The organism is Domibacillus sp. PGB-M46, from assembly GCF_022668875.1.
Taxonomy (GTDB): Bacteria; Bacillota; Bacilli; order Bacillales; family Domibacillaceae; genus Domibacillus.
Genome location: NZ_JAKGCR010000007.1, coordinates 232722 through 245358 on the forward strand (window position 1 = coordinate 232722; position 12637 = coordinate 245358).

General features: G+C 42.7%; 12 protein-coding genes. 1 reads left to right on the forward strand and 11 read right to left on the reverse strand.

Annotated elements, in window-relative coordinates:
* Nucleotides 1-8: 8 nt before the first annotated feature.
* The 7 genes from L2D08_RS11830 to nikA form a co-directional block, all read right to left on the reverse strand.
* Nucleotides 9-662: an HlyD family secretion protein gene (locus L2D08_RS11830; RefSeq protein WP_242233979.1), complete on the reverse strand. Its 654-nt coding sequence runs from the start codon at nucleotides 660-662 to the stop codon at nucleotides 9-11.
* Nucleotides 659-1102 (reverse strand): MarR family winged helix-turn-helix transcriptional regulator, encoded by a 444-nt coding sequence (locus tag L2D08_RS11835; RefSeq protein WP_242233980.1) that lies wholly within the window; start codon nucleotides 1100-1102, stop codon nucleotides 659-661. Before L2D08_RS11835 ends, L2D08_RS11830 begins: the two co-directional genes overlap by 4 nt.
* Before the next feature lie 242 nt (nucleotides 1103-1344).
* Nucleotides 1345-2106 (reverse strand): ABC transporter ATP-binding protein, encoded by a 762-nt coding sequence (locus tag L2D08_RS11840; protein WP_242233981.1) that lies wholly within the window; start codon nucleotides 2104-2106, stop codon nucleotides 1345-1347.
* The gene (locus L2D08_RS11845) at nucleotides 2103-2903 is read right to left on the reverse strand and encodes an ABC transporter ATP-binding protein (RefSeq protein ID WP_242233982.1); all 801 of its coding nucleotides are present in this window, start codon (nucleotides 2901-2903) and stop codon (nucleotides 2103-2105) included. The genes L2D08_RS11840 and L2D08_RS11845 overlap by 4 nt, the downstream gene beginning before the upstream one ends.
* A complete protein-coding gene (nikC, locus tag L2D08_RS11850) occupies nucleotides 2887-3732 on the reverse strand; it encodes a nickel transporter permease (protein WP_375337579.1) in 846 nt (281 codons plus the stop codon). The genes L2D08_RS11845 and nikC overlap by 17 nt, the downstream gene beginning before the upstream one ends.
* A gap of 14 nt (nucleotides 3733-3746) precedes the next feature.
* A complete protein-coding gene (gene nikB / locus L2D08_RS11855) occupies nucleotides 3747-4691 on the reverse strand; it encodes a nickel ABC transporter permease (RefSeq protein WP_242233984.1) in 945 nt (314 codons plus the stop codon).
* On the reverse strand, nucleotides 4692-6263 hold the full coding sequence (gene nikA, locus L2D08_RS11860; RefSeq protein ID WP_242233985.1) for a nickel ABC transporter substrate-binding protein: 1572 nt from the start codon (nucleotides 6261-6263) through the stop codon (nucleotides 4692-4694).
* A gap of 443 nt (nucleotides 6264-6706) precedes the next feature.
* Between nikA and L2D08_RS11865 the strand changes: the two genes are divergently transcribed.
* Nucleotides 6707-7006 (forward strand): hypothetical protein, encoded by a 300-nt coding sequence (locus tag L2D08_RS11865; RefSeq protein WP_242233986.1) that lies wholly within the window; start codon nucleotides 6707-6709, stop codon nucleotides 7004-7006.
* A 644-nt stretch (nucleotides 7007-7650) separates the two neighbouring features.
* Here L2D08_RS11865 and L2D08_RS11870 read toward each other — a convergent pair.
* The 4 genes from L2D08_RS11870 to L2D08_RS11885 all read right to left on the reverse strand — a co-directional run.
* Entirely contained in the window at nucleotides 7651-9009 is a 1359-nt protein-coding gene (locus L2D08_RS11870; protein WP_242233987.1) for an arsenic transporter, read from the reverse strand.
* A 1141-nt stretch (nucleotides 9010-10150) separates the two neighbouring features.
* Nucleotides 10151-11236, reverse strand: coding sequence for a CotH kinase family protein (locus L2D08_RS11875; RefSeq protein ID WP_242233999.1), 1086 nt, complete (start codon nucleotides 11234-11236; stop codon nucleotides 10151-10153).
* 537 nt (nucleotides 11237-11773) lie between these two features.
* Entirely contained in the window at nucleotides 11774-12163 is a 390-nt protein-coding gene (locus L2D08_RS11880; RefSeq protein ID WP_242233988.1) for an SET domain-containing protein, read from the reverse strand.
* A 187-nt stretch (nucleotides 12164-12350) separates the two neighbouring features.
* Nucleotides 12351-12637, reverse strand: a 287-nt coding sequence (locus tag L2D08_RS11885) for a hypothetical protein (protein ID WP_242233989.1), incomplete at its 5' end; no start/stop codon positions are given.

The following is a 12637-nucleotide window of genomic DNA, read 5'->3' on the forward strand; positions in this document are numbered from 1 at the left end:
GTGATCACCTACTTATGAATTCGCACAGTTACGTTCATGCCGGGAACGATGGCTACGCCCTTGCTGTCGTCAATCGATACTTCTACAGGAACGACCTGCGTGACTTTTGTGAAGTTTCCTGTGTTATTTGAACTTGGCAGTAAAGAAAATGTTCCAGCTGTTGCTGAGCCGATTTGTGTGACTTTTCCTTTTAGCGTTGAATTCGGAAAAGCATCCACATAGATGTCTACGTCCTGTCCTGCATCTACTTGATCCACTTCTGTTTCTTCAATATTCGCCGTAACCCATAAATTGTTTAAATCGTACGCTTTCGCAAGTGGTGTTCCAGCAGCAACAAATGAGTTTTGAACCGCTGTGCTTTGAACAATCGTTCCAGCTGCTGGAAGTGTAATGTTCATCTGTGATGCTTGTCCATCTGTACCTGTGACAGAAAGCGTGCCAACTTTCGCGTCTTTAGAGAACTCTTCACCGACACTGCCTTTCCATTCTGTTAATTTTCCGTTTGCAGGTGCAGAAATGGTTACCTGCTGACCGGCGATTTGAGCGTTGTCTGTCGTTAAGTAATTGACAGCTTTATTGTAGTAAGCATAGCCGCCTACGCCGCCGCCTACTAAAACCAATAGGATAATAATGTTAATTAAAATTAAACGCTTTGCGTTCATGACTCCTGTTCCTCCTCTGATGAGAGCTTTGTTAAAACAATTTGATGCAGGCGCAGAAGATGGGAAATTTCCTCTTCTGGCAGCTCAAGAATGTGATTTAATTTTTTGACGAGCTTCGATTCAGACGAAACGATTTGCTCGAACACAGCTTTTCCTTCTTCTGTTAAATCAATAAACACACTTCTTCGATTCTCCTGCGGAATGATCCTTTCAGCCAGCCCGCTGTGAACAAGCCGCTCAATCACACCGCTGACCGTACTGTTTGTAAGCATCAGCCTTTCAGCCAATTCTCCCAGGCTTATACTTGGATTCAATTGAATGATATAAATGGCTTTCAGCTGCACAACCGTAATGCCAAGCCGATCTGCGTCCTGCTTTATTAATTTGTTGATCGCTTTATTGACCCTCCAAAAGGAAGCCAAAATTTCGTTGTTCAACACGATGCCCGTTCCTCCTTTCTTTTGTCTCTTTTATTTTCTATCGAAACATTTCGTATACGAAATGTTTCCTCACGAAGAAGAATTATAATCACCTGCAACGGTATTGTCAACTTAAAATACTTGAAGAAACGGCTTCGCCTTAACCTTTGTTCTCCGGCTGTTTTTAACCCTTTTTTGCTGATGGCAATAAAAAAGCCCGGCGCAAGTAATGTTTACTTGCGCCGGACCTTGGATTACGTTTTTTAAAAAATAGAAATCAGCTCTTTTGTATAAGAATGGCGTTCTTCCGCCCGCAGCTGCTCCCGGCTGAATTGGTCGACCAGTTTCCCTTCCTTCATGACTATGATGCGCTGGCTCATTTTTTGCACAGCGGCCAGGTCATGAGAGATAAATAAATAAGAAAGACCGAGTGTGCGCTGCAGCTCTGTTAATAAATCAAGAACAGCTCCCTGGGAAAGTACATCAAGGCTCGCCGTAGGCTCGTCTAACACAATCAGCTCTGGTTCAATGCTGATCGCCCGGGCGATTGTAACCCGCTGTTTTTGTCCGCCGCTTAATTCATGAGGATACCGGTTTGCCAAATCCTCCGGCAATTCAACTGCCTCTAAAAGCTGTTTAACAAACGCTGTTTTGGACGTATACGAAAAGTGAGCAGGCTTTAGCTCTTTCCTGTACTGTTCATACGGGTCAATGAGAGAATCTTTTATTTTCAGCTTTGGATTCAAAGCAGCCGACGGGTTTTGAAACACGATTTGCATTTGTTTTCGGTAAGGATACAATTGGCGTTCGGTGTGCCTTTCAATCGCTTCACCTTTAAAACGAATAGAGCCGCTGTCGATCGACTCTATTCTCAGCAGGCACCTAGCCAATGTACTTTTGCCACAGCCGCTTTCCCCTACAAGCCCAAGACATTCACCTTTATCTAGTTCAAAAGACACGTCATTTACAGCTGCTTTTCCTCCGCTGTATGATTTCGTCAATTGCTGTACGGCAAGAAGCTTCATGCTTTCCCCTCCTCCTGTAAACCGGACGGCAGGCCGTGTTTAAGCACAGGCGCCGCCTTGATTAACTGCTTTGTATAGGGGTGCTGCGGATGATCAAGGATACGATGCTTTCCTCCTGATTCAATGATTTCGCCTTCTTTCATGACGGCAATCCGGTCCGCATAACGTCTTACATGGCGCCAGTCATGTGTAATAAACAAAATAGCGCAGCCGGTTTCCTGCTGCCTCCTGGCAAGCAGCTCTAAAATCTGATTCCCGGATACACTGTCGAGCGCGGTGGTGATTTCATCAGCAATCACCAAATCAGGAGCCAGCAAAAGGGCCATCGCAATCGACACGCGCTGCAGCTGGCCGCCGCTCAGCTGAAATGGATAACAGCTGGCCAGCTCCTCACTTAAACCGACGGATTGGAGCGCTTCTCTCACTCCAGCCATACGGGCTTGCGGCGAATGAAGCCCATGGGCTTTTTGGTATTCATCGAGGTGCTGGCCAATCGTGCGAAATGGTGTGAAGGAGCCCTGGTAATCTTGAAAAATATAAGACAGCTTCCGGCCGCGGACTGTCCGCATTTCTTTTTTGGACAGCTTCAATACATTTTGTCCGTTGAAAAAAATGTTTCCTTCCACATTCAAGCCAGGGGCAAGCATTTGTCCAACAGCTTGTGACAGGATGCTTTTTCCGCTGCCGCTCTGCCCAACAAGAGCAAACCATTCTCCTTTTTGAATCGCGAGGGAAACGTTTTGAACGAGCTTTTTCTGCCTGCTGCCAATCGTTACCTGCTCAACGGATAAAATCATGACTGCCCCTCCTTTTTACATCAAAGCGATCATACAAATAATCACCCAGCATATTCGCCAGCAGTACGACAAGGACAATCGCAAGGCCCGGGTAGATCATTAAAGCCGGCATCGACTGAAAATACGGGCGTGCATCATTCAGCATAGCTCCCCATTCCGGTGTTGGCGGCTGGGCACCAAGGCCGATATAAGATAAGGAAGAAATCAGCAAAATGATTTTGCCAAGGTCGAGGCTGGCCAGTACAAGCACGTTTCCTGCTATGTGCGGAAACAAATGTTTACACATAATTTTTCGTGCGGACAGCCCATTAATCCGGGCGATGAGCACGTATTCCTTTTGTGATTCCGATAAAACCGTGCTACGAACAAGCCGGGCATAGCTGACCCATTTCACCATCACGATCGCGAGCACAAGATTGCCGATTCCCGGTCCAAGCAGCCCGCTCAACACGATTGCCACGATCGTGTCCGGAAAAGCTAAAAAACCATCGGCAATCCGCATAAAGACGCGGTCAACCCATCCCCGCTTGAAGCCCGCAATCAATCCGGACGGAATCCCGATGGCGAGAGCGGCGAGCAGAGCTAAAAAGCTGGAGCCGATTGTTTGCTGCCCTCCCAAAAAAAGCCTTGTTAATACATCGCGGCCAAGATGGTCGGTGCCGAGCGGATGCTTCAGGCTCATTCCCTGCAGCCGGCCGCTCATATTTGTCAAAGTTGGGTCATGCCGTAAATAAAAGAAAGCATACAGGGTACCCGCCAGCACAGCAGCCAGGGTCAAAACGGCAGCGGCTCCCTGCCAATTGTGCTTTTTTCCTTTTGGCAGTTGCATAGAAAAACATCTCATCATGGTGTGTTCCTTTCTTTTAATTTCATTTCCGGATTCAAATACCGGTACGAGACATCCACGCATGTATTCACCGTAAACACAATGACGGCCATGACCAAAATGTATCCTTGTATAAGCGGATAATCACGCTGGCGTATCGCATCAACGACCATTTTTCCAACACCCGGATACGCAAACAACACTTCAATCACCACGACACCGCCAATTAAGCTGCCTAAACTAACGCCAAACACCGTAATAACAGGCGGAAGGCTGTGGCGCAGCGCATGAACGAAGAAAATGCGCCCTTCTGACAGCCCCCTCGCTCTTGCGGCACGGATAAATTCCTGACTAATCGAGTCAAGCAGGCTGGAGCGAAGCAGACGGACGTATACACTTGAAATCGCCAGCCCAAGTGTGATCGACGGCAAAACCAATGACATAAACCCGTCTCTTCCCATCGTGGGCAGCCAATTCAACTGAACACCAAACAAATGGATCAAAATCAAGCCAAGCCAAAAGCTCGGAATCGCCGCCCCAACAATAGATGTAACCCGGCTTATATGGTCGATCCAGCTATCCCGGTAAAGAGCTGACAGGGAGCCAAGCGGAATCGATACGATCAGCATCACGAACATGGATCCGGCTGCCAGCTCAAGAGTAGCAGGAAGGCTCATTGCAACCATGTCTGCCACCGGCTGGCCAGTCACATAAGACTGTCCAAAATCAAGCTGAATAAAACGAAAAAGCCAAAGCCCGTATTGAACGAGCAGCGGCTTATTAAACCCCATCTCCTCCCGCAATGCTTCTACTTGTTCCTGGCTTACAGAAAGCTCATCCACATTCAAGATCGTTAACACGGGATCACCCGGCGCCAGACGAACAAACAGAAAACTGATAAAAGTAATAAACAGCAGGAAAAGAGTTACTTCAAGAAATTTACGGACAAGAATCTGAAGCATTTATTTCACATCCAATTGGTTCGTTATCATATAATACTCGCTCCGGGCTGTGACCCAGTTTTTCACTTTATCATCGTTATACGCGACAATCGTGGACGGGTGCAGCACAAAAGAGTTGATCACATTCTCATGCACATAATCCGCCGCCTGCTCTGCCAGCACTGCACGGTTCTTCTGGCCGACTGTTTGATTAAGCTTATCAATCATTTTTGTCAGTTCCGGTTCTTCTGCACCGCTGAAATTCAAAGCACCTTTCGGATGATACGTTGCGTTTAAATAATAGCCGGCATCGCCACGCGGTGCTGTTAAATTACTGTATGTCGCCAAATCCCAGTCACGGTTAGACGCCATGTATTCTTCCGGAATTTCAATTTGCTTAATGTTTACGTCGATGCCAATTTGTTTCGCATCAGATTGAAACACCTGTGCAATAAGCGGCAGGTCAGCCCTGGCGCTGTACGTGAGCAGCTCAAAATGAAGCGGCTTCCCATCCTTCTGCATCTTGCCATCCTTCAGTATGTATCCTGCTTTCTGTAAATATTGCACAGCCGCATTCGGACCGGATGGCGGGCGTTTCTCGTACGTTGGCGCAAATGGCAGGGATGGCAAAAATGGCCCTTCTGCCGCTTCCCCGTATCCTAACAAAATCGTATCGACAATTTCCTGGCGGTCAATCAATGCATCAACCGCACGACGTACATTGACATCTTTTAAACTTTCACGCTGCATATTCATCGTCATTTGATGAACACGGAAGGTCTCCGTCGATTCTACTTTCATGCCGGGCTGTGCTTTTAATGTCTCCAGACTCTCCACCTCCGGCCGGTAGACAATATCGACCTGCCCGGATTGCAGTGCCATAGAACGCGCATTGGCATCTTCGTTAAACGAGAATGTAACCGAATCCAGCTTTGCAGCTCCGTCCCAGTAGCCATCATAGCGCTTAAGCTCAAGCCGGCTTCCCGGAACAAAGGACGTCAGAGCAAAAGGTCCCGTGCCGACCGGTCTATTGACGATGTCTTTTTCCGAAACATCAATGATGGATACATTTGGATTCACCAGTTCAGAAATAAATTCAGGAAAAGGCTCTGTATTTGAAATGCGCAATGTATAGCCGTCTGCTTCCATTTTGTCGATCTTTAATGCATTTTGAACAGCTGTGCTTTCTGTCAGTGCCCGCTCCAGAGAGGCTTTCACTGCCTTCGCATCCATTTTCTTTCCGTTTTGAAAAGTGACATCTTCGCGCAGGTGAATCGTCCAGTTTTGTCCGTCTGTACCTTCCCAGCTTTTTGCCAGCCATGGCGCGATTGTTAACTTGTTCTCTTCAAGCCGGACAAGTGTTTCCGTTATGCCGGCCCGCAGCGGAACGTAGCTTGAATCCACATGTGGATCTAAAGAATTGGTTGAGAAATTATAAAGAAAATGAATGTGCTTGTCTTCGCTTGTTGACGCCGTCGTACTCGATGAAGACTGTCCGCAGGCTCCCAATAAGCCAAGACAAGCTGCTGCTATCCCTATCTTCAACAAGCCTTTCCATAAAACACGCTTTCTCCTCCTCTTTACTGTCTGCATCCAACATCCCCCTTATTTCGTAATCATTACGTTTTAATATATCGTAATCATTACGTTTTAATATATCGTAATCATTACGCTTTATCAATAGCATTGGGCAAAAAAGAAAAATAAATCTATGCTCTCTACTCTTTCATTAGGTGGAAAATAAAGTAATATTTTTTAAATATTTTAGGAATAAAGGAAATTTACTCATACAGTGAATTTAGCATTTTCATAAAATAATGGGATAGAGATCAAGAACGGCTCTACTATTTTATTGATGTAAGCAGTAAGCAGGGAAATTTGATAGATGGAAATATCATAAATGATGTTTAAAGAGCTGATCCGTTTGTATGCAGCCATTATATTTTTAGGAAGTAATAAGTCCGGTTCCAGTCGCGATCCTTTAAAAGCAGCGAAAAGTCTGGGGATTTTACTGTTTTACTGACGGATAGAGAAAAATGGATCAAGCAGCTACGGAAAGAATTTACGGACGTACATCAAATGATTTAGATGGGCAGCTTAGCGGACAAAAAAGCGATTCTGAAAGAAATTTCCTGCTTGAAAAGCTGGGAAAACAAATTAAGGCCTTTATGAATTTTATTGATTCAGTGGTAAGCCTTGCAGCCGATATTTCCTGGGAATTAAATCTCGCCGGGCTTTCGGTAAAGACCCTTTTTAATACGGAAGATAAAACAAGGTTTCGGGGATTACTAAAAGAAAACCAAGCCTCCTCTTTTTATACTGTTTATTCATATTGAAGAAACTGAGGACAACCCTATTAAAAAATATAGTGTACACCTCCCTTTCATTATAAAATCTCCTGTGTCTAATGGCTCTAAAGATGTTCTTCTCATTCCTTCAAAGAAAAAGTTTAAAGAAGCGACCCGGCATTTTCAGGGACGCTTCCCCGGTGTGCCGGTCTTGATGAAAGAATACCGTGATGGTCTCAGTATTTAATTCTTTCCTAACTTCTTTAACAGCCACTTCAACTAGTCTCATCTGTACAGCCTTCATTTTATTTCTGCCGGACAACTGACTCCCGTGCCCATGTAGAAAAACACCTTCAAGTTGGCTTTTCAGGTCATTACATACCTGTTTTTCAACTGAAAGGTGTTTTTGTTTGTCTCACTTTATAAGGTATTTCCTAATTCAAAGTTTAATGCTTTTACGAAGCTTAGCTGATTATTACCTAATGGATGCGGTGGCTGGAGTTATAGGAGGGGGTAATATAAGTAAAAGTATATGTAGAAAAAAGCTTTGGATTCTAAAAATCCGGCCCTTTTCCAATACATATACTAACACTTATATTGTATTTAGATTTTTAATCTCAAATACGATTTCGTTTCATACATTTTTAACCTCTAATTATTTTCTGCTCCGTTTCCTGCGGGAAGATCAGAAACTAAGTGAAAATCATCTGTACCCAATAGAATAACAAGAATAATGTAACGATCGTTGTCAAGGGTATAACAATCAATGACACGCTTAAATATTCTTTCCAAGAAACATGAATCCGATTCTTCCTTAAAATATCCATCCAAATTAGGGAGGCGAGAGTTCCGATCGGCAATAACAAAGAGCCCATATCACTGCCAATAATATTTGCAAGATAAATCGTCTTTAAAGTGATAGGGTCTATCCCCATTTCTGTTAAGGTAATCGTTCCAATCATTAAGGCAGGATGGTTATTGAAAAAATTGGATAAAACTGAGACTAGTCCGCCCATTATAAGGCTCGCCTGGAACAGCCCCTGATTAACAATCGGTTCACATGCCCTTACAAGCATGGCCGTTAATCCTGCATTGTGGAGCCCGTAAATAATGACATACATAGAGAAGGCAAAAAGTAAAATGTGCCAAGGGGTCTTTTTTAAAATATCCAGCGGGTTTGTTCGTAAATGGTACCATCTCCATGCAAGCAATAGGAAGGAGCCAAACACCGCCACCAGCTCAATTGGAATGGAGAGGTAGGACGCCACAAAAATCAGGCAGCGTACCACAAACACAAACAGTAAAAGCTTTAACATAAATTTTGTGCGTTTATGTTTTGTTGCAACAGACAGTGTCTCTTTTAACGGGTGAAAGTTTTTAGAGAAAAAATTTTCTTCTATGTCCTCCTGCAAAGAAGCAGGCAGCGTTTTGGGTAATTTCTTCTTCACTACAATAAACATTAAAGTTGACATGAACAATAATCCAAGTGTTCCAGGCACAAACATCATGGCAGTATGCATGTAGAGGGTCATATGAACAATTTCCAGTGCAATTAAATTGACAATATTGCTTACGCCAATCGGTGCACTAGAAGCGGTAGCGATCAGAGCGCCACTTAAGAGATACGGAAGCTGTTCAGATGGTTTCAACTGAAGGTTGTGAAGGAGTAAAATTAAAATAGGTGTCGTAATTAGGATACTGCCATCATTGTTAAATAAAAGCGTCATCAAAAAACATAAAAGCTGAATGTACCAATAGAGACGATAGCCCGAGCCTTTAGCTAGCTTTGCAAGCCTCGCAGCTGCCCAGTGAAAAAAACCAAAGCTTTCCAATACGACAGCCATGACGATCGTGGCTATAATTGTAATAGATGCACCGCCTATCTTGTCGATAATATCTATAACATCTCCATACGATACAATTCCCGTCAGCAGAATAATCCCTGCACCAATCGACGCCGGCCATGCTTCATTGATCCCGCCTGGCCTCAAAAATATAACAAGCATTGTCATGATAAAGATCAAAATAGTCAATCCAATTTCAAAGCTCATTCGTCCCTTCCCCTTTTTGAAAAGTCGTCAATTAGAGTCCCTTCTTCTCCGTTTTATTACATTTATATTCACCTCTATTAAAAAGCAACTGTACAACCACCTAGTCTTTAAACTTATGCCGAAACAATTCTTAAACTTCTAGACATGAAAGATCCTGGGTAGTCTATACTTATCCAGACACAAAATAAAGGCGGCGTACACTTGATCTAAAAAAAATGGGAATCTGGACATTTACGTTTCGCTTCAATAAAGGCTTCTTTCTTCGACCGACTATGGAAGAAAGGCTATCCAGCTTTTATCAGTACCTATTTAGCATTATGGCTAAGATGCATTATTCTTTTAGCTATATGGGTCTGTTCTTAGAATGGGTGAATCTCATTGGGAAAAATGCTTGCCTAAAAGTCTACTACTTAATTATTTAACTACTTATCTTTGTTTTTTATTACTTCAATTGCTTCTGCTAAAGAAAGAATATACTCCTGTATCATTTGCTTAATTTTTATTTTCACATTTGAGGCAATCTCCATCCAGAGGGCGAATTCCATTTATTAAGAATCTTTTTCTGCCTCGTCCGCTGTCTCTCCTGTTGTTATGCAATTCCTCTTGGGGTCAATCAAAGCTAGTAGTGGAGTCGATTTGAGTGCACAGAGCTTACAACATAAGTGCAAAGTTAACAGGATGGTTTTTTGTTTCTTCCACCTTACCCCCCGTTTTCATTCATTGGCCCCTTCTGAATCATTGTATAGCGTTTTTGAAATGGGAATCGGAAGCGAGACTGGGGAAACAAGCTCGTGTTCACTAAGAATGCAGATTCTCAACACAGTGAATCCACACTTCAGAGGGAATTTAATTGTGCGGGTTGCGTAAGTATACCGATGTTATTCAAAAATACGAATAATGGCGCTTGTTACACCATGTTTAATCTGGTTCTTTTCAGTCATCGGGTAAATAACTTAGAAGTATAAGGGAAAAGCATATTCCTTTTCCCTTTGGCTTTTCACCTGTATCATTTGCAATACTGAACGTAACGATCGTCCCAAGTCCTGTTTTCCTTTCATTTATTGTAAAACACGTTCTCCAAGGTGATTGATTTGTTTTGTCTTATCTCTATTCCCTCATGAAACATAAAGGGAGAATTCTTTTAATTCAAATCGGCTAAGTGCTTTCTCAAATAGTTGCTGCGATCACGAATGAATTGAAAAATAAAATCCGGTTCGCTATCGAATACGTCGATCGTTTTCTTTTTATAAGGATCTAGAAGAATATGCGGACGTAAAGCTTGGTGCAGCAACATCACTTTGTTTTCCATGTATTCGACAGTAAACTTAGTTTCTAAGGTCTCCTCCAATATGTTTCGGTAAAGTTGACGGTACTCCGGTACTTGCAGAAGCAGGCAGGAAAGATGGTTGCTTTTCTTTCCTTCAATCGGAACGTAATCGTAACGCATTACCCCGCCGTCAACCTTTCTTCCCCAGGTTGCGTCATAATCCCAGGGAATGATTTCGAACAAACCTGTCTCACTGTTGCGATACAGTGCGTAGTTATGAGTGAATCCATCATTATTCATTGTGCAGACGGCACCAGCAAGCCAGCGTAAATATTTATCAATATTAAGGTACTGAGGAATTACATCAGGGAATTGAGAAAGGTGGGTATGGTTGATTTTCTCTATCAATTTTTGAAGAAAATCATCATCTGACGGGCTTCCAGACACTCGTTTATATCCCGAAAGAAGTGACTCTTTTTGCTTCTCATCTCTTGTTAAGGAGAAATTAGCATTATTGTTGACGGCATAATAAATAGGACCCAAAGGAAGGTCTCTGTTTTTCAAGAACAAATCATCGACGGATTCTAATTGTAAGTAGACACCTCTAAAAGATTCATTTCGGATTAAATTGATATGCTGGCTGTGTGGAGAGAGAACACTAAGATCGCGGAATAAGTCCAAAGAAAGTTTATTGCGGATAAGAGAGGGGTCCTTGTACTCTGCATTAAGATGAATAACGCGGGCCCCGGAGCATGTTGACGGCTTGATGAATTCAATTTGGTAGGATCTTTTGCGAAATTTTCGTGTATAAGAACCCCGATAGGCAATATCGATATCATAAATGGCTCCCTCTATTTGTAAATAGGCAGGAACAGGGGTATCGCTCCGCACATCTCGCCGCAGTTCTTCTAGGTCCCCTTCTTCGATTATCAAAAAATAAGACGGAATTAGATAGGACATATCATTTCTTTTCCTTTCTATATGTGTGATAAAATGATACGCTGGCATTGCACCTTTGTGGACAACTAATAAACCAAGTGATTTTAAAATGGGCAAGAAATTTAGGCCCTTCTATAAAAAAACCCAGGAACGTATCCCTGGTTTTTTTGTTTAGCCGATCTCTTGGTCCAATCTGCGTTCTTATTTGATCTATCCTCTGTTAATATACATCTTTTACGTTTTTTCAAAGTCGATGTTACTTACCTTCCACTTTTCTTTTGGTAAAAAAACTCCCTTTAATCATCAATACAGTATATTCAAACGGATATAAAGGTGATACCGAAACAGGGCACTGGCGGAGATCTTGTAATCGCCTGCTCAGTGAAATAAATGTATAAAGAAGAGATCTTCTTTCATCCAAAAATAAGGGGATAAAGAAGACAAAATGCAGCTTCAATGCAGGTGAATTTGTCTATGGCCTGAAGAGCTTTTAATGACAACATATTTAAATATAAGTGAAGGAGCAATAAAAATTTTTATTATTTTTGGAATGCCACATTAAGTTATGTAATCAATTACCTCAAACCATACTGCGGATTTATCTTCAGGATCACAGTTGTAATTTATTGTGATTTCTTCATTCCTGCTAATGTTAGTTATTGCATAAAAGTCTATAGATAAGTTTTCTACATTATAAACAAACACAGCATTTGGCGTATAGGAATGATTAAACAGGGATCCATATCCTAAAGCAATCGCTGTTTGCTTATAATTTTTTCCCCAAGTGAAGCAGTAATCAACAAGCACCGTCTTTTCTAGATATTCCCACTCATTTTGAGGCGATATTAAAACTGGGGAGACTTCAAAAAGCTCGCCTGTTTTAATATCACGCGCCGCATAAATTCCTCTGCCATACTTATCAGTGTTTCTTACATATATCGGGTTCACAGTGTTCGCCCCTTTCTATAACACCGGAACGCATTTTAGATTTGCATGGCCGATAAAAATCATTACCGATTTATTAATATGAATTCCCTCTTTTACTATTCTTTTTGGAGTTGATAAGATTGCTCTTTAAGCAGGAATTGCTTCTGTTCGATCAATGAGTAATTGATCAAACAGAAGCAATTTTTTTCTATCTTCGCGGACCTTTTCTAGGTCCTTTTTTTGGACCTGTTGATGTATCGCCCGTGCTTGTCGTGCCTGTTGATGTATCGCCTGTGCTTGTTGTGCCCGTTGATGTATCGCCCGTGCCTGTTGTACCTGTTGATGTATCGCCTGTGCCTGTTGTACCTGTTGATGTATTGCCTGTGCTTGTTGTGCCCGTTGATGTATCGCCTGTGCCTGTTGTGCCCGTTGATGTATCGCCTGTGCCTGTTGTGCCCGTTGATGTATCGCCTGTGCCTGTTGTGCCCGTTGATG